Origin of the sequence: Streptococcus sp. KR (assembly GCF_002238115.1) — a bacterium.
GTDB lineage: Bacteria > Bacillota > Bacilli > Lactobacillales > Streptococcaceae > Streptococcus.
Genome location: NZ_NGVM01000009.1, coordinates 74,885 through 92,420, shown reverse-complemented (window position 1 = coordinate 92,420; position 17,536 = coordinate 74,885). Strand labels below are relative to the sequence as shown.

14 protein-coding genes are annotated in these 17,536 nt (G+C 41.7%); 12 read left to right on the top strand and 2 right to left on the bottom strand.

What is annotated here, in order from left to right:
• The 3 genes from CBI42_RS05295 to CBI42_RS05285 form a co-directional block, all read left to right on the top strand.
• Nucleotides 1-875: Ltp family lipoprotein (locus CBI42_RS05295; RefSeq protein ID WP_179211364.1), on the top strand; the 875-nt coding region annotated here is incomplete at its 5' end.
• 103 nt (nucleotides 876-978) lie between these two features.
• Nucleotides 979-1,938 carry an ROK family glucokinase gene (locus tag CBI42_RS05290; RefSeq protein WP_004256124.1) on the top strand — a complete coding sequence of 320 codons (960 nt, stop codon included), beginning with the start codon at nucleotides 979-981 and terminating at the stop codon, nucleotides 1,936-1,938.
• A gap of 97 nt (nucleotides 1,939-2,035) precedes the next feature.
• The gene (locus CBI42_RS05285; protein WP_094753426.1) at nucleotides 2,036-2,875 is read left to right on the top strand and encodes a thymidylate synthase; all 840 of its coding nucleotides are present in this window, start codon (nucleotides 2,036-2,038) and stop codon (nucleotides 2,873-2,875) included.
• Between the two features lie 49 nt (nucleotides 2,876-2,924).
• Here the strand turns inward: CBI42_RS05285 and CBI42_RS05280 are convergent, their stop codons facing one another.
• Nucleotides 2,925-3,095 carry a DUF3042 family protein gene (locus CBI42_RS05280; protein WP_001051780.1) on the bottom strand — a complete coding sequence of 57 codons (171 nt, stop codon included), beginning with the start codon at nucleotides 3,093-3,095 and terminating at the stop codon, nucleotides 2,925-2,927.
• Between the two features lie 120 nt (nucleotides 3,096-3,215).
• Here CBI42_RS05280 and miaA point away from each other — a divergent pair, with 120 nt between their 5' ends.
• The 6 genes from miaA (at nucleotide 3,216) to bgaA (ending at nucleotide 15,152) form a co-directional block, all read left to right on the top strand.
• The gene (miaA, locus tag CBI42_RS05275) at nucleotides 3,216-4,100 is read left to right on the top strand and encodes a tRNA (adenosine(37)-N6)-dimethylallyltransferase MiaA (RefSeq protein WP_094753425.1); all 885 of its coding nucleotides are present in this window, start codon (nucleotides 3,216-3,218) and stop codon (nucleotides 4,098-4,100) included.
• On the top strand, nucleotides 4,093-5,331 hold the full coding sequence (gene hflX, locus CBI42_RS05270; RefSeq protein ID WP_094753424.1) for a GTPase HflX: 1,239 nt from the start codon (nucleotides 4,093-4,095) through the stop codon (nucleotides 5,329-5,331). Before miaA ends, hflX begins: the two co-directional genes overlap by 8 nt.
• Nucleotides 5,324-5,947 (top strand): cystathionine beta-lyase, encoded by a 624-nt coding sequence (locus CBI42_RS05265; protein ID WP_094753423.1) that lies wholly within the window; start codon nucleotides 5,324-5,326, stop codon nucleotides 5,945-5,947. Before hflX ends, CBI42_RS05265 begins: the two co-directional genes overlap by 8 nt.
• A gap of 14 nt (nucleotides 5,948-5,961) precedes the next feature.
• Nucleotides 5,962-6,891 carry a ribonuclease Z gene (rnz, locus tag CBI42_RS05260; protein ID WP_094753422.1) on the top strand — a complete coding sequence of 310 codons (930 nt, stop codon included), beginning with the start codon at nucleotides 5,962-5,964 and terminating at the stop codon, nucleotides 6,889-6,891.
• 20 nt (nucleotides 6,892-6,911) lie between these two features.
• Complete coding sequence (locus CBI42_RS05255) at nucleotides 6,912-7,667, top strand: SDR family NAD(P)-dependent oxidoreductase (protein ID WP_094753421.1); 756 nt, start codon at nucleotides 6,912-6,914, stop codon at nucleotides 7,665-7,667.
• A 246-nt stretch (nucleotides 7,668-7,913) separates the two neighbouring features.
• On the top strand, nucleotides 7,914-15,152 hold the full coding sequence (bgaA, locus tag CBI42_RS05250; RefSeq protein WP_094753420.1) for an LPXTG-anchored adhesin/beta-galactosidase BgaA: 7,239 nt from the start codon (nucleotides 7,914-7,916) through the stop codon (nucleotides 15,150-15,152).
• A 179-nt stretch (nucleotides 15,153-15,331) separates the two neighbouring features.
• Here bgaA and CBI42_RS05245 read toward each other — a convergent pair whose 3' ends face one another.
• Nucleotides 15,332-15,691, bottom strand: coding sequence for a DUF3397 family protein (locus CBI42_RS05245; RefSeq protein WP_004269933.1), 360 nt, complete (start codon nucleotides 15,689-15,691; stop codon nucleotides 15,332-15,334).
• A gap of 91 nt (nucleotides 15,692-15,782) precedes the next feature.
• On the opposite strand from CBI42_RS05245, the gene CBI42_RS05240 reads away from it, so the two are divergent.
• The 3 genes from CBI42_RS05240 to CBI42_RS05230 are packed head-to-tail and all read left to right on the top strand — an operon-like array spanning nucleotide 15,783 to nucleotide 17,527.
• Entirely contained in the window at nucleotides 15,783-16,739 is a 957-nt protein-coding gene (locus tag CBI42_RS05240; protein WP_094753419.1) for a TIGR01212 family radical SAM protein, read from the top strand.
• On the top strand, nucleotides 16,723-17,280 hold the full coding sequence (locus CBI42_RS05235) for a tRNA (mnm(5)s(2)U34)-methyltransferase (RefSeq protein WP_033684903.1): 558 nt from the start codon (nucleotides 16,723-16,725) through the stop codon (nucleotides 17,278-17,280). The genes CBI42_RS05240 and CBI42_RS05235 overlap by 17 nt, the downstream gene beginning before the upstream one ends.
• Nucleotides 17,273-17,527, top strand: coding sequence for a hypothetical protein (locus tag CBI42_RS05230; protein WP_023945631.1), 255 nt, complete (start codon nucleotides 17,273-17,275; stop codon nucleotides 17,525-17,527). The genes CBI42_RS05235 and CBI42_RS05230 overlap by 8 nt, the downstream gene beginning before the upstream one ends.
• The last annotated feature ends 9 nt before the right edge of the window (nucleotides 17,528-17,536 follow it).

The window sequence follows — 17,536 nt, the reverse complement described above, 5'->3', positions numbered from 1 at the left end:
AAGGCAAAATGGTAAGGGGCAAATGGGTAGATGGTGGCCGTCACTATGTAGACTACGATGGTGTGCGGCAACCAAAACTAGATGGGAAGCAGTACAATGCTGCTTTAAATAAAGCGAAAAGCTATAATTCGGTTTTACATAAGTCAAAAAAAGCTCTCTATGACTCATTAACGTGGTATGGTTTTTCAAGTTCAGCAGCGCAGTATGCCATCGATCACTTGAATGCAGATTACAAAGCAAATGCCTTAATTACAGCAAGAGAATACCGAAAGAATAACCATTTATCAAAGACAGAGATTTATGAGTGGCTAACTTCTTCTTGGATTGGAAAATTTACAAAAGAAGAAGCAAACTATGCAATTCAAAAACTTAATCTACCATCAGAAGGCAGCCAAGCTCGCAATAAATGGGTAGGAAATTATTATTTCAAATCAGATGGAAAGATGGCCAAGAATGAATGGGTAGATGGTGGCCGTTACTATGTTGATTCTGAAGGCAAAATGGTAAGGGGCAAATGGGTAGATGGTGGCCGTCACTATGTAGACTACGATGGTGTGCGGCAACCAAAACTAGATGGGAAGCAGTACAATGCTGCTTTAAATAAAGCGAAAAGCTATAATTCGGTTTTACATAAGTCAAAAAAAGCTCTCTATGACTCATTAACGTGGTATGGTTTTTCAAGTTCAGCAGCGCAGTATGCCATCGATCACTTGAATGCAGATTACAAAGCAAATGCCTTAATTACAGCAAGAGAATACCGAAAGAATAACCATTTATCAAAGACAGAGATTTATGAGTGGCTAACTTCTTCTTGGATTGGAAAATTTACAAAAGAAGAAGCAAACTATGCCATTCAAAAACTAGGGGATAAATAGTTATTAATTATTAGATGTAACTTTTTCATGCAAAGCTTTGCACAAATCTAACGATTTTGTTATACTATATCTGTAAGCATTTTCAATTAAAAAGGAGAAGACGATGAGTCAAAAGATTATTGGGATTGACCTTGGTGGTACATCTATCAAGTTTGCAATTTTAACTCAAGAGGGAGAAATCCAAGAAAAATGGTCTATCAAGACTAATATTTTGGATGAGGGGAGTCATATCGTTGATGATATGATTGAGTCTATTCAACATCGTTTAGACCTGCTTGGATTGGCAGCAGCGGACTTCCAAGGTATTGGAATGGGATCACCAGGTGTGGTTGACCGTGAAAAAGGGACTGTTATCGGTGCCTACAACCTCAACTGGAAAACCCTTCAACCAATCAAAGAGAAGATTGAAAAAGCCTTGGGTATTCCATTCTTCATCGATAATGATGCCAACGTAGCTGCTCTTGGTGAACGTTGGATGGGGGCTGGTGATAACCAACCAGATGTTGTCTTTATGACACTTGGTACAGGTGTTGGTGGCGGTATCGTCGCTGAAGGCAAATTGCTTCACGGTGTGGCTGGTGCAGCAGGTGAGCTTGGCCACATCACTGTTGACTTTGACCAACCAATCGCATGTACTTGCGGTAAGAAAGGTTGCCTTGAGACAGTCGCTTCAGCAACAGGGATTGTCAACTTGACTCGTCGTTATGCTGATGAATACGAAGGTGATGCAGCCTTGAAACGCTTGATTGATAACGGAGAAGAAGTAACTGCTAAGACTGTCTTTGATTTGGCAAAAGAAGGAGACGACCTTGCTTTGATCGTTTACCGTAACTTCTCACGTTACTTGGGAATCGCTTGTGCTAACATTGGTTCAATCCTAAACCCATCAACCATCGTTATTGGTGGTGGTGTATCAGCTGCAGGAGAATTCCTTCTACAAGGTGTTCAAAAGGTTTACGACGAAAATACCTTCCCACAAGTACGCACAACAACTAAATTGGCTCTTGCAACTCTAGGAAACGACGCTGGAGTTATCGGAGCAGCATCACTTGTATTGCAATAAGATAAAAAAGGAGAAAATTGCTTTCCAGAAGCGAGTGATTTTCCTCCTTTCTTTTTTTATGCTATACTAGTTAGGACAATAAATGAGGTGAGAGTAAATGACAAAAGCAGATACGATTTTTAAAGAGAATATTGAACGCATTCTAAAGGAAGGTGTTTTCTCAGAGCAAGCACGTCCCAAGTACAAGGATGGGACAGTTGCCAACTCTAAGTACGTAACGGGTGCCTTTGCAGAGTATGACTTGGCCAAGGGGGAATTCCCCATTACAACCTTGCGTCCCATTGCAATCAAATCCGCCATCAAGGAAGTGCTCTGGATCTACCAAGATCAGTCTAATAGCTTAGAAGTGCTGAATAGCAAGTACAATGTTCACTACTGGAATGACTGGGAAGTGGGAAATACAGGAACCATTGGTGAGCGTTACGGGGCGGTCGTTAAGAAACACGACATCATCAATAAGCTTCTCAAACAGTTGGAAGCCAACCCTTGGAACCGCCGCAATATTATCTCTCTCTGGGATTATCAAGCTTTTGAGGAGACGGACGGCCTCCTCCCATGCGCCTTTCAGACCATGTTTGATGTCCGCCGTGTAGATGGAGAAATCTATCTGGATGCGACCTTGACCCAGCGTTCTAACGACATGCTAGTGGCCCACCACATCAACGCTATGCAGTATGTGGCTCTTCAAATGATGATTGCCAAACATTTTGGCTGGAAGGTTGGTAAGTTCTTCTACTTTATCAACAACCTCCATATCTATGACAATCAATTTGAACAAGCTCAGGAATTGCTCCGTCGGGAGCCATCAAACTGCCAACCACGTTTGGTCTTGAATGTACCAGATAAGACCAATTTCTTTGATATCAAAGCAGAAGATTTTGAGTTGGTGGATTATGACCCTGTTAAGCCGCAGTTGAAGTTTGACCTAGCTATTTAAAAGAATAGAAAAAGAAGTTGAGAAAATAAATCCCAACTTCTTTTATTTCTTAACGTGATACGCGGCGACGAGCTGCTTTTTTACGGTTTTCTTCGATGAAAGCTGCTTTTTGCTCCTCTGGTTCGATCACTTTCTTTTTAAATGCGTATACTGCACCTGCGACTGCAGCGACAGTTCCTGCGACACCTGTTACAAGACCTTTAGCGAATCCTTTAGCCATGAGTCTTCCTCCTTTATATTCTCAATCAGCCAGCCTCCTTAAGAGGTCACATTTTTCTGACTGACCTTTTTGTGTTATAATAATAGTAACGAAAAAATGGGAATTTTTCAAGGAAAAAAGATGAAAACAAAAATAATTGTGATTGTTGGACCGACTGCAGTTGGAAAGACAGCTCTAGCCATTGAAGTTGCAAAGCGTTTTAATGGCGAAGTTGTTAGTGGCGATAGTCAGCAGGTTTACCGAGGTCTAGATATTGGGACGGCTAAGGCTAGTCCAGAAGAGCAGGCAGCTGTTCCCCATCATTTAATCGATGTTAGAGAGGTAACCGAGTCTTACTCGGCTTTTGATTTTGTTTCAGAAGCTAAGATGGCTATTGAAGATATTCACAGTCGTAGCAAGCTAGCCATTATCGCTGGTGGGACTGGACTGTATATCCAGAGCTTGTTAGAAGGCTACCATTTAGGTGGGGAGACTCCCCATGAGGAAATTTTGGCCTATCGGGCTAGTTTAGAGCCCTATACAGATGAGGAACTAGCCTATCTTGTGGAGCAAGCTGGCCTTGAGATTCCCCAGTTTAATCGTCGTCGTGCTATGCGTGCCTTGGAAATTGCCCATTTTGGTCAGGATTTGGAAAATCAAGAGACCTTGTATGAACCATTGATTATCTGCTTAGATGATGAACGCAGTCAATTATATGAACGAATCAATCATCGAGTGGATTTGATGTTTGAGGCTGGGCTTTTGGATGAGGCCAAGCGGTTGTTTGACCACTATCCAGATGTGCAGGCTGCTAAAGGAATTGGTTATAAGGAACTCTTTCCGTATTTCCGTGGAGAGCAGACCTTGGAAGAAGTTAGTGAGAGTCTCAAACAGGCTACTCGTCGTTTTGCCAAGCGTCAGTTGACCTGGTTCCGTAATCGCATGCAGGTGACCTTTTATCAGATTGGAGAAACTGGTGTAAAAGATCGCATTTTAAGCCAGATAGAGGAGTTTTTAGATGATTGAAACGGAGAAAAAAGAGGAACGGGTCCTGCTCATTGGTGTAGAATTGCAGGGCATGGACAATTTTGATCTCTCTATGGAAGAATTGGCCAGTCTGGCTAAGACAGCTGGGGCAGTCGTTGTAGATAGTTACAGACAAAAACGTGAAAAATATGATTCCAAGACCTTCGTTGGCTCTGGTAAGTTAGAAGAGATTGCGCTCATGGTAGATGCAGAAGAAATCACCACTGTCATTGTCAATAACCGTTTAACTCCACGGCAAAATGTCAATTTAGAAGAGGTTCTGGGTGTCAAGGTCATTGACCGTATGCAGTTGATTTTGGATATCTTTGCCATGCGGGCTCGAAGTCATGAAGGGAAACTTCAAGTTCATCTTGCCCAGCTCAAGTACCTCTTGCCCCGCTTGGTTGGTCAGGGGATTATGCTCAGTCGTCAGGCAGGGGGAATTGGTTCCCGTGGACCTGGTGAAAGCCAGCTGGAGCTGAACCGTCGTAGCGTTCGCAACCAAATCACGGATATCGAGCGCCAGCTCAAGGTGGTTGAGAAAAATCGGGCGACTGTCAGAGAAAAACGTTTGGAGTCAAGCACCTTCAAGATTGGTTTGATTGGTTACACCAATGCTGGGAAGTCAACCATCATGAACACCTTGACCAGTAAGACCCAGTATGAAGCAGACGAGCTCTTTGCGACTCTGGATGCGACGACCAAGAGTATCCATCTGGGAGGCAATCTTCAAGTAACTTTGACAGATACCGTGGGTTTTATCCAAGATTTGCCGACAGAGTTGGTGTCCAGTTTCAAGTCGACCTTGGAAGAAAGCAAGCATGTGGACCTTCTGGTTCATGTTATCGATGCCAGCAATCCTTACCACGAGGAGCATGAAAAAACAGTTCTATCCATCATGAAAGATCTGGACATGGAAGATATTCCTCGCCTGACACTTTATAATAAAGCGGATTTGGTGGAGGATTTCATGCCGACCCAAACGCCATACGCTCTTATTTCTGCCAAATCTGAGGATAGTCGTGAGAAGTTGCAAGCTCTATTTTTAGAGAAAATCAAGGATATTTTTGAATCCTTTACCCTGCGTGTGCCCTTCTCTAAATCCTACAAGATTCATGATTTAGAAAGTGTTGCGATTCTTGAAGAACGTGATTATCAAGATGACGGCGAAGTGATTAGAGGCTACATTTCCGAGAAAAACAAATGGAGGTTAGAAGAATTTTATGACTGATATCAAAACCTTAGCTCTAAAATATGGGGGCTATACAAGTCTGGATAAGGTCTATCTGGATCAACTTCTAGCTGGTAGAACAGAGCAAGAGCAGTTGGCACTGATCACTCCTCCGCCTAGCGTGGTCAATGCTTACTTTGCAGAACTCTACCAGAAAAAAAGTCCTGAGGCTGCGACGGATTATTTTGCGGAACTCAGTCAGGAACTGAATCTTTACAATGCTGAACCTAGTTTCACTCTAGAAAATAAGCCTTTTATTCGGCTTAATCTGTCTGGTAAATCCTTTGGTTTTTGCTATGAGAGTGAGGGTCTGGGTCGGATTTTTTCTGAGAATGAAGAGAAGATTTCAGATGACTTGCTCTTTGAAATTGCGCAAATTTTCCCCCATCAGCTGGTCTTTGAGGAGTCTGGTAAGATTTACATGAAGGCTGTCGGAGATGAGGAAGTTGTTAGCGTAGAGAGTCTCACAGCTTTGACTGATTTGGAAAGCTTGGCTGATGGTCGCAAGCGTCTTAAAGGTTACAGCCAAGAGGAGTTATTACAGGAAGCTACAGCTTTTTCTGGCAAGCGCTATTTCCGATCGGAAAATCGCACAGCCATGTTATATATTGATTAATTAGAAAGTATCGAATGGATATTCAATTTTTAGGAACGGGGGCTGGTCAGCCCTCTAAAGCCCGCAACGTTTCAAGTCTCGCTCTGAAACTCTTGGACGAGATTAACGAAGTCTGGCTCTTTGACTGTGGAGAAGGTACGCAAAATCGCATTCTGGAAACCACAATTCGACCACGGAAGGTCAGCAAAATCTTTATCACCCACCTACATGGAGACCACATTTTTGGCTTACCAGGTTTCCTTTCTAGCCGTGCCTTTCAGGCCAATGAAGAGCAGACAGATTTGGAAATCTATGGACCGCAAGGAATCAAGTCATTTGTCTTAACCAGTCTTCGTGTGTCAGGTTCGCGCCTGCCTTACCGTATTCATTTTCATGAGTTTGACCAAGATTCTTTAGGAAAAATCCTTGAAACCGATAAATTCACGGTGTATGCAGAGGAGCTGGACCACACTATTTTCTGCGTTGGCTATCGTGTCATGCAAAAGGACCTAGAAGGGACCTTGGATGCTGAAAAATTAAAGGCAGCTGGTGTCCCATTTGGCCCACTTTTTGGGAAAATCAAGAACGGCCAAGATGTTGTTTTGGAAGACGGAACTGAAATCAAGGCAGCAGACTATATCTCAGCGCCACGTCCTGGTAAGATTATTACCATTCTAGGTGATACTAGAAAAACCAATTCCAGTGTGCGTCTGGCTGTCAATGCCGATGTCCTTGTCCATGAATCAACTTATGGCAAGGGTGATGAAAAAATTGCTCGTAACCATGGCCACTCTACTAACATGCAAGCTGCACAAGTAGCGGTAGAAGCAGGTGCTAAACGCCTCTTGCTTAACCATATCAGTGCCCGTTTCCTCTCAAAAGATATCAGCAAGCTCAAGAAAGATGCGGCAACGATTTTTGAAAATGTCCATGTGGTCAAAGACTTGGAAGAAGTGGAAATCTAAAAGATTGGGAAAGGATAAGTATGCCTACTATTCTCATTACTGGAGCTAGCGGTGGCCTAGCCCAAGAAATGGTCAAATTCTTGCAAAACGACCAACTCATCTTGCTTGGTAGAAATAAGGAAAAATTAGCCCAACTCTACGGAAACCATCCCCGTGCAGAATTGATTGAAATCGATATTACCGATGATTCAGCCTTAGAAACTCTGGTAGCAGACCTCTATCTCCGTTATGGCAAGATTGATGTCTTGATAAACAATGCTGGTTACGGGATTTTTGAGGAATTTGACCAGATTTCTGACCAAGATATTCATCAGATGTTCGAGGTTAATACCTTTGCCTTGATGAATCTATCTCGTCGCCTTGCGGCTCGAATGAAGGAAAGTCGAAAAGGCCATATCATCAATATTGTTAGCATGGCAGGTTTGATCGCTACTGGTAAGTCTAGTCTCTACTCTGCTACCAAGTTTGCGGCCATTGGTTTTTCAAATGCCTTACGCCTCGAACTGATGCCTTATGGTATTTACGTAACGACTGTCAATCCAGGACCAATCCGCACAGGATTTTTCGACCAAGCCGACCCAGATGGAAGCTATCTCAAGTCGGTTGAACGCTTCCTGTTGAAACCAGATGCAGTGGCTAAAAAGATTGTCAAGATTATAGGAAAAAACAAACGAGAACTCAATCTCCCGATGTTGTTGAACCTAGCCCATAAGTTTTATACTCTTTTTCCAAAGCTAGCTGATAAGCTGGCAGGGGAAACTTTTAATTATAAATAGTAGAAGTTCCTTTTAAAGGGACTTTTTTACTTCTTTTAATTTAAAGGTTAATAAGTATTTTTTCTTTTAAAACTACATTCAGTTTTTTAAAAATTCTTCTACAAATTTTAGAAAAAACAATCAAAAATATTATTTTATATGCTAGAGTATTGAAAATTCCTATATTATTTAATAAAATAAGGGTAAAAGACTAGTAAAAGTATGCGCTTACATAAAAATGAAAGCGATTACTAAAAGGAGGATTTTATGGAAAAAAGCCATTGGAATCGGAAAAGAGTCTATAGCATTCGTAAGTTTGCTGTAGGAGCTTGCTCAGTAATGATTGGAACTTGTGCAGTTCTATTCGCAGGAAATATAGCTGGAGAATCTGTAGTTAATGCGGATGAAACACCTATTACTCGTACTGCTGAGAAACCTAAAGACGAAAATCCTATAGTAGAAGAAAAGCTTGATCAAGCTTTGGAAACTAAAAATGTAGTTGAAAGTACAGCACAAAAACAACCTAGTGCAACTGAGTCTATTTCATCTGAGAAGAAAGAAGATAAAGCAGTAACTCTAAAAGAGGAAAAAGCGTCTTCAAAACCTGAAGAAAAAGCTCCAAAGATAGAATCACAAGCTTCAAGTCAAGAAAAACCGCTCAAGGAAGATGTTAAAGCTGTGACAAATGAAGAAGTCAATCAAATGATTGAAGACAGAAAAGTGAATTTTAACCAAAATTGGCACTTTAAACTCAATGCAAATTCTAAGGAAGCCATTAAACCGGATGCAGATGTATCTACGTGGAAAAAATTAGATTTACCGCATGACTGGAGTATCTTTAATGATTTTGATCATGAATCTCCTGCACAAAATGAAGGTGGACAGCTTAACGGTGGGGAAGCTTGGTATCGCAAGACTTTCAAACTAGATGAAAAAGATCTCAAGAAAAATGTTCGCCTCACTTTTGATGGCGTCTACATGGATTCTCAAGTTTATGTCAATGGTCAGTTAGTGGGTCATTACCCAAATGGTTATAACCAATTTTCATATGACATCACTAACTATTTGAACAAAGATGGACGTGAGAATGTAATTGCTGTTCATGCAGTCAACAAACAACCAAGCAGCCGTTGGTATTCAGGTAGCGGTATTTACCGTGATGTGACTTTACAAGTGACAGATAAAGTTCATGTTGAGAAAAATGGGACAACCATCTTAACACCAAAACTTGAACAACAGCAACACGGCAAGGTTGAAACTCATGTGACCAGCAAAATTATCAATACGGACGACAAAGACCATCAACTTGTAGCAGAATATCAAATCGTTGAACGTGGTGGTCAGGCTGTGACAGGTCTAGTACGTACAGAGAGCCGTACCTTGAAAGCACATGAAGTAACTAGTCTTGATGCGATTTTAGAAGTTGAAAGACCAAAACTCTGGACGGTTTTAAATGACAAACCGGCCTTGTATGAATTAGTTACACGTGTTTACCGGGACGGTCAATTAGTTGATGCTAAGAAAGATCTGTTTGGTTACCGATATTATAACTGGACTCCAAATGAGGGCTTCTCTTTGAATGGTGAACGCATTAAATTCCATGGAGTTTCCTTGCACCATGACCACGGAGCGCTTGGAGCAGAAGAAAACTACAAGGCTGAGTACCGTAGACTGAAACAGATGAAGGAAATGGGGGTGAATTCGATTCGTACGACTCACAACCCAGCAAGTCCTCAGACTTTACAGATTGCAGCTGAACTTGGCTTACTTGTTCAAGAAGAGGCCTTTGATACTTGGTATGGTGGAAAGAAACCTTATGACTACGGACGTTTCTTTGAAAAAGATGCTACCCATCCTGAGGCTAAAAAAGGTGAAAAATGGTCCGACTACGATTTACGTACTATGGTAGAGAGAGACAAAAATAATCCTGCTGTTTTTATGTGGTCAATCGGAAATGAAATCGGTGAAGCAAATGGGGATCCTCATTCTCTAACGACTGTTAAACGTCTAGTCAAAGTTATCAAGGATGTTGATAAAACTCGTTATGTTACCATGGGAGCAGATAAGTTCCGTTTCGGTAATGGTAGCGGTGGGCATGAAAAAATTGCTGATGAACTCGATGCTGTTGGATTTAACTACTCTGAAGATAATTACAAAGCCCTTAGAGCTAAGCATCCAAACTGGTTGATTTATGGGTCAGAAACATCTTCAGCAACGCGTACAAGAGGAAGTTACTTCCACCCAGAGCGTGAGTGGGTACAAAGTAATCAGTCATGGCGTAACTATGAACAGTCAGATTATGGAAATGACCGTGTTGGTTGGGGGAAAACAGCAACTGCTTCATGGACATTTGACCGTGACAATGCTGGCTATGCTGGTCAATTCATTTGGACAGGTACGGACTATATCGGTGAACCAACACCATGGCACAACCAAAACAACACGCCGGTTAAAAGCTCTTATTTTGGTATCGTAGATACTGCAGGTATTCCAAAAAACGACTTTTATCTTTACCAAAGTCAATGGGTTTCTGCCAAGAAAAAACCAATGGTTCACCTTCTTCCTCACTGGAACTGGGAAAACAAAGAGTTGATAGACAATGTAGCAGACGCGGAAAATAAAATCCCTGTACGTGCTTATTCAAATGCTGCAAGTGTAGAATTGTTCTTGAATGGAAAATCTCTTGGTCTTAAGACTTTCAACAAAAAACAAACTAGCGATGGACGAACTTACCAAGAAGGTGCTAATGCTAATGAACTTTATCTTGAATGGAAAGTTGCTTATCAACCAGGTACCTTGGAAGCAATTGCTCGTGATGAATCTGGCAAGGAAATTGCTCGAGATAAGATTACGACTGCTGGTAAGCCAGCGGCTGTTCGTCTTATCAAAGAAGATCATGCAATCGCAGCAGATGGAAAAGACTTGACATACATCTACTACGAAATCGTTGACAGCCAAGGGAATGTAGTACCAACTGCTAATAATCTGGTTCGCTTCCAATTGCACGGACAGGGCCAACTTGTCGGTGTTGATAACGGGGAACAAGCCAGCCGTGAACGCTATAAGGCGCAAGCAGATGGTTCTTGGATTCGTAAAGCATTTAATGGTAAAGGTGTTGCCATTGTCAAATCAACTGAACAAGCAGGTAAATTCACACTGACGGCCCATTCAGATCTCTTGAAATCTAGTCAAGTAACTGTCTTTACTGGTAAAAAAGAAGGACAAGAGAAGACTGTTTTGGGGACAGAAGTAGCAAGAGTTCGTACATTAATCGGTAAAGATCCAAAAATGCCGAAAACAGTAGGTTTTGTATACAGCGATGGTAGTCGTGAAAAACTTCCAGTAACTTGGTCTCAAGTCGATGTTAGTCAAGCCGGAGTTGTGACTGCTAAAGGTACAGCAAATGGACGTGAGGTAGAGGCTCGTGTCGAGGTTCTAGCAATTGCGAAAGAATTACCAACAGTTAAACGTGTTGCTCCAGGAGCAGACTTGAACACTGTAGATAAATATGTGTCAATACTTGTAACCGATGGAAGTGTACAAGAGTACGAAGTAGATAGCTGGGAGATTGCGGAAGCAGATAAAGCCAAACTTTCAGTAGCTGGATCACGTATTCAAATGACTGGTCAGTTAGCTGGAGAAACTATTCATGCAACCCTTGTGGTAGAAGAAGGAAAAGCTGTAGCACCTGTAGTGCCAACTGTTACTGTTGGTGGTGAGGCAGTAACAGGGCTTACTAGTCAACAACCGATGCAATACCGCACTCTTGCTTATGGTGCCCAATTGCCAGAAGTCACAGCAAGTGCTGAAAATGCTGATGTTACAGTTCTTCAAGCAAGCGCAGCAAACGGCATGCGTGCAAGCATCTTTGTTCAGTCTAAAGATGGTGGCCCTCTTCAAACCTATGCAATTCAATTCCTTGAAGAAGCACCGAAAATTGACCACTTGAGCTTACAAGTTGAGCAAGCTGACGGTCTCAAAGAAGACCAAACAGTCAAATTGTCGGTTCGAGCTCACTATCAAGATGGAACGCAAGCTGTATTACCAGCTGATAAGGTGAGCTTCTCTACAAGCGGTGAAGGGGAAGTTGCAGTCCGAAAAGGAATGCTTGAGTTGCATAAACCAGGAGCACTTACTCTGAAAGCTGAATATGAGGGTGCTACAGGTCAAATCAATCTCACTATACAAGCAAATACTGAGAAGAAGATTGCGCAATCCATCCGTCCTGTAAATGTAGTGACAGATTTACACCAAGAACCTACTCTTCCGTCAACAGTAACGGTTGAGTATGACAAAGGTTTCCCTAAAGCTCACAAAGTCACTTGGCAAGCTATTCCGAAAGAAAAACTAGACCACTATCAAAGCTTTGAAGTGTTAGGTAAAGTTGAAGGAACTGACCTGGAAGCGCGTGCTAAAGTATCTGTAGAAGGTATCGTTTCAGTTGAAGAAGTTAGTGTGACAACTCCAATCGCAGAAGCACCACAATTACCAGAAAGCGTTCGTACATATGATTCAAATGGCCACGTTTCATCAGCTAAGGTTGCATGGGATGCGATTCGTCCAGAGCAATACGCTAAGGAAGGTGTCTTTACAGTTAATGGTCGCTTAGAAGGTACTCAATTAACAACTAAACTTCATGTTCGCGTATCTGCTCAAACTGAGCAAGGTACAAATATTTCTGACCAATGGACCGGTTCAGAATTGCCACTTGCCTTTGCTTCAGATTCAAATCCAACCGACCCTGTTTCAAATGTCAACGATAAATTGATTTCCTTTAATGACCGACCAGCCAATCGTTGGACAAACTGGAATCGTAGTAATCCAGAAGCTTCAGTCGGTGTCCTATTCGGAGATTCAGGTATCTTGAGCAAACGCTCCGTTGATAATCTAAGTGTCGGATTCCACGAAGACCATGGAGTCGGTGCACCGAAATCTTATGTGATTGAGTATTATGTTGGTAAGACTGTTCCAACAGCTCCTAGAAACCCTAGCTTTGTAGCCAATGAAGACCATGTATTTAACGATCCAGCTAACTGGAAACCTGTTACAAATCTAAAAGCTCCTGCTCAACTTACGGCTGGAGAAATGAATCACTTTAGCTTTGATAAAGTTGAAACTTATGCTGTTCGCATTCGCATGGTTAAAGCAGATAATAAGCGTGGAACGTCTATCACAGAAGTACAAATCTTTGCGAAACAAGTTGCGGCAGCCAAACAAGGACAAACAAGAATCCAAGTTGACGGTAAAGACTTAGCAAACTTCAACCCTGATTTGACAGACTACTACCTTGAGTCTGTAGATGGAAAAGTTCCCGCAGTAACAGCAAGTGTCAGCAACAATGGTCTCGCTACCGTCGTTCCAAGTGTTCGTGAAGGTGAGCCAGTTCGTGTCATCGCGAAAGCTGAAAATGGCGACATATTAGGAGAATACCGTCTGCACTTCACTAAGGATAAAGACTTGCTTTCTCGTAAACCAGTTGCTGCGGTTAAACAAGCTCGCTTGTTGCAACTAGGTCAAGCACTTGAATTGCCAACTAAGGTTCCTGTTTACTTCACAGGTAAAGACGGTTACGAAACAAAAGACCTGACAGTTGAATGGGAAGAAGTTCCAGCAGAAAATCTGACAAAAGCAGGTCAATTTACTGTTCGAGGTCGTGTCCTTGGTAGCAATCTTACTGCAGAGTTCACTGTACGAGTGACAGATAAACTTGGTGAGGCTCTTTCAGATAACCCTAACTATGATGAAAACAGTAACCAGGCCTTTGCTTCAGCAACTAATGATATTGACGACAGTTCTCATGACCGTGTAGACTATATCAATGATAGAGATCACTCTGAAAATCGTCGTTGGACAAACTGGTCTGCAAGACCGTCTACCAATCCAGAAGTATCAGCAGGCGTCATCTTCCGTGAAAATGGTAAGATTGTAGAGCGGACTGTTGCGCAAGCCAAACTTCACTTCTTTGCAGATAGTGGTACAGATGCACCATCTAAACTTGTTTTGGAACGTTATATTGGCCCAGACTTTGAAGTGCCGACCTACTATTCAAACTACCAAGCATACGAATCAGGCCATCCATTTAACAATCCAGAAAATTGGGAAGCTGTTCCTTATCGTGTGGATAAAGACATTGCAGCTGGTGATGAAATCAACGTAACATTTAAAGCTGTCAAAGCTAAAGCCATGAGATGGCGTATGGAGCGTAAAGCAGATAAGAGCGGTGTTGCGATGATTGAGATGACCTTCCTTGCACCAAGCGAATTGCCTCAAGAAAGTACTCAATCGAAGATTCTTGTAGATGGAAAAGAACTTCCTGATTTCGCTGAAAATCGTCAAGATTATCAAATTACCTATAAAGGTCAACGTCCAAAAGTCTCAGTTGAAGAAACCAATCAAGTAGCTTCAACAGTTGTAGATAGTGGAGAAGACAGCCTCCCAGTACTTGTTCGCCTCGTTTCAGAAAGTGGAAAACAAGTTAAGGAATACCGTATCCAGTTGACTAAGGAAAAACCAGTTTCTGAGAAGACAGTTGCTGCTGTACAGGAGGAACTTCCAAAACTTGAATTTGTTGAAAACGATTTGGCCTACAAGACAGTTGAGAAAAAAGATTCAACACTTTATCTAGGTGAGACTCGTGTAGAACAAGAAGGAAAAGTTGGTAAGGAACGTATCTTTACAGCAATTAATTCTGATGGAAGTAAGGCAGAAAAACTCCATGAAGTGGTAGAGGCACCGACAGACCGCATCGTCTTGGTTGGAACGAAACCAGGCACCGCCCTTCCAGAAGACGAAGTGAAAAATCTTGTTCTGAATCGCCCAGAACTTGTAATCGAAGAAGAAACCATTGACTTCAAGGTTCAGGAGCGTAAGTCTGATAAGTTGTATCTAGGTGAAACCCGTGTCCTCCAAGAAGGAAAACAAGGCGTCCGTGTTCACTTGATTGAAGTGGAAAATGGAAAACGTCAGCTTAAAGAAACTTACGATAAAGTCGCTGCAGAAGATCGTATCGTGGAAGTTGGAACCAAACCAGGCACCTCTCTTCCAGAAGACGAAGTGAAAAATCTTGTGCTTAACAGACCAGAACTTGTAATTGAAGAAGAAACAATCGATTTCAAGGTTCAGGAACGTAAGTCTGATAAGTTGTATCTAGGTGAAACCCGTGTTCTTCAAGAAGGAAAACAAGGAGTCCGTGTTCACTTAATCGAGGTTGAAAATGGTAAGCGAACTGAAAAGGATAGCTATGATAAAGTTATGGCTCAGGATCGCATCATAGAAGTCGGTACAGCTGGTGAAACAACGAAACCAGTACAGCCGGTAGATACAAAACCACAAGTGTCAGAAAAAGCAGAAACAAAACCAATTGCTCCAAGTGAAGCTAGTCAAACTAATAAAGCCCAGTTACCAAATACAGGTAGTGTGACAAGCCAAGAAACAGTAGCAGCAGGTTTAGCTCTACTCTGTTTGAGTGCAGGATTAGTAGCCACTAAAGGTAAAAAAGAAGACTAGAAATTTTGATACTTTCGTTATCGTTAAAGAGTGGAGAGAAACTCTTGTCTTAGATAGAAGATAAATCCCTTGGAATATAAGTTTCTAAGGGATTTTCTTTGTATAAAATTGTATAGTGTTATTATCTACCTTATTTTGTAGAGAAAGCAAAAATCCCTAGAAAATGTTTAGGGATTCAATTATTTCATTAAGAACAATTCAACAATCATCTCGATATACATGACAAGGGTTAATAAGAATCCTGCACGCCAGAAAAATTTGATGAATTTAGGATAGTAAAAGCTACGTTTTTTCAAAAGGAAGAAAAAAACGAGAATAATGGCTAGGAGAGAGAGGGCTAGGCCTAGTCTAGGGAGGAAATTATGGGTAAAGGTTTTAGCTGTAATCAAGTAATACTCAAATACCAAGACTGGAAAAGCCAAATCCGCAAAGTTTCGTCCTAGTTTTTTTAATCTAAAAAGTTTGGTTATGATAATGCAGACTACTAAGGTCAGTATCAATAATAAAATAGATGCTAATTTCATTAAAATCATATCCATATTGTATCATAAAAAATCTCTAATGGAAATGAGAAACAGAGGAATTTATAGGAAAGTCAGGCTTTTGAGATTGTGGTTGTTTTTTGTTATAATGAAAGTTATGAAATCTTATAACACCTTGAATGATTATTATCGAAAACTCTTTGGAGAAAAGACCTTTAAAGTCCCTATTGATGCGGGATTTGACTGTCCCAATCGTGATGGAACTGTGGCTCATGGAGGCTGTACTTTTTGTACGGTTTCAGGTTCTGGAGATGCTATCGTAGCACCGGACGCGCCTATCCGTGAGCAATTTTATAAGGAAATTGACTTTATGCACCGTAAGTGGCCTGATGTTCAGAAGTATCTGGTTTATTTTCAAAATTTTACCAACACCCATGAAAAGGTGGAAGTCATCCGAGAGCGCTATGAGCAGGCTATCAATGAGCCAGGTGTAGTAGGAATCAATATTGGAACGCGGCCAGACTGTTTACCAGATGAAACCATTGAATATTTGGCTGAGTTATCGGAACGCATGCATGTGACGGTAGAATTGGGCTTGCAGACCACTTATGAAGCAACCTCTGACCTGATTAACCGCGCCCACTCTTATGAATTATACGTGGAAACGGTCAAGCGTTTGAGAAAGTATCCCAAGATTGAGATTGTTTCCCATCTTATCAATGGCTTGCCTGGTGAAACCCATGATATGATGATTGAAAATGTCCGCCGCTGTGTCACCGATAATGATATTCAAGGAATTAAACTGCATTTACTTCACCTAATGACCAATACACGTATGCAACGAGATTATCACGAAGGACGTTTGCAGTTGATGAGCCAGGATGAATATGTCAAGGTCATCTGCGACCAATTGGAGATCATTCCCAAGCATATTGTCATCCATAGAATCACAGGAGATGCACCTAGAGATATGCTGATTGGTCCTATGTGGAGCCTCAATAAATGGGAAGTTCTCAACAGCATTGAGATGGAGATGCGACGTCGCGGAAGCGTTCAAGGATGCAAGGCTGTAAAACAGGAGTTTGAAAATGAAAAGACCACTTGAGATGGCACATGATTTTTTGGCTGAGGTAGTGACTCAGGATGATATCGTAGTGGATGCGACAATGGGAAATGGTCATGACACGCTTTTTTTAGCCAAGCTAGCCAAGCAAGTCTATGCTTTTGATATTCAGGAACAAGCCTTGGAAAAGACCCAAGAGCGTTTGCATCAGGCTGGCCTGACAAATGCCCAGTTAATCTTGCAAGGTCATGAGATACTGGACCAGTTTGTGACTGAAGCCAAGGCAGGGATCTTTAATCTGGGCTATCTGCCGTCTGCTGATAAATCCGTCATTACCCGACCTCAGACAACGATTGAAGCATTAGAAAAGCTGTGTCATTTGCTTGTCAAAGGGGGACGGATTGCTATCATGATCTACTATGGTCATGAAGGAGGCGACCTCGAGAGGGATGCTGTCTTGGATTTTGTTAGTCAGTTGAACCAACAAGAGTACACAGCTGCCATTTACCGAACTCTTAATCAAGTTAACAACCCACCATTTTTAGTAATGATTGAAAAATTAGAGAGATATAGACATGGATAAACAATACCTACGTGAAAAGCTGGATGCCATGCGCCAGAATTTTGTCGAATCAACCCACCACGAACGAGCAGTGGGAGTGCTAGACCAAGCGCATATGAGCAAAAAAATGCTTAAAATCAAGAAAAAATTAGTTGCTCTTGAAATGGAACGGTGCCAGAGAAAAATTGAGCACAAGGATTGTTCCAAGATTGACCAAAAAATCAAAGAGCAGAAGGAGATGTTTGAATCTTGTTGTAAAAAAGATTAAGGAGGTCGT

What these genes read in the sequence shown, in the direction of transcription:
- CBI42_RS05285 (WP_094753426.1), top strand. Translation starts at nt 2,036, where the DNA reads ATGACAAAAGCAGATACGATTTTTAAAGAGAATATTGAACGCATTCTA.
- hflX (WP_094753424.1), top strand. Translation starts at nt 4,093, where the DNA reads ATGATTGAAACGGAGAAAAAAGAGGAACGGGTCCTGCTCATTGGTGTA.
- CBI42_RS05280 (WP_001051780.1), bottom strand. Translation starts at nt 3,095, where the DNA reads ATGGCTAAAGGATTCGCTAAAGGTCTTGTAACAGGTGTCGCAGGAACT.
- CBI42_RS05290 (WP_004256124.1), top strand. Translation starts at nt 979, where the DNA reads ATGAGTCAAAAGATTATTGGGATTGACCTTGGTGGTACATCTATCAAG.
- CBI42_RS05240 (WP_094753419.1), top strand. Translation starts at nt 15,783, where the DNA reads ATGAAAGTTATGAAATCTTATAACACCTTGAATGATTATTATCGAAAA.
- miaA (WP_094753425.1), top strand. Translation starts at nt 3,216, where the DNA reads ATGAAAACAAAAATAATTGTGATTGTTGGACCGACTGCAGTTGGAAAG.
- bgaA (WP_094753420.1), top strand. Translation starts at nt 7,914, where the DNA reads ATGGAAAAAAGCCATTGGAATCGGAAAAGAGTCTATAGCATTCGTAAG.
- CBI42_RS05255 (WP_094753421.1), top strand. Translation starts at nt 6,912, where the DNA reads ATGCCTACTATTCTCATTACTGGAGCTAGCGGTGGCCTAGCCCAAGAA.
- CBI42_RS05230 (WP_023945631.1), top strand. Translation starts at nt 17,273, where the DNA reads ATGGATAAACAATACCTACGTGAAAAGCTGGATGCCATGCGCCAGAAT.
- rnz (WP_094753422.1), top strand. Translation starts at nt 5,962, where the DNA reads ATGGATATTCAATTTTTAGGAACGGGGGCTGGTCAGCCCTCTAAAGCC.
- CBI42_RS05235 (WP_033684903.1), top strand. Translation starts at nt 16,723, where the DNA reads ATGAAAAGACCACTTGAGATGGCACATGATTTTTTGGCTGAGGTAGTG.
- CBI42_RS05245 (WP_004269933.1), bottom strand. Translation starts at nt 15,691, where the DNA reads ATGGATATGATTTTAATGAAATTAGCATCTATTTTATTATTGATACTG.
- CBI42_RS05265 (WP_094753423.1), top strand. Translation starts at nt 5,324, where the DNA reads ATGACTGATATCAAAACCTTAGCTCTAAAATATGGGGGCTATACAAGT.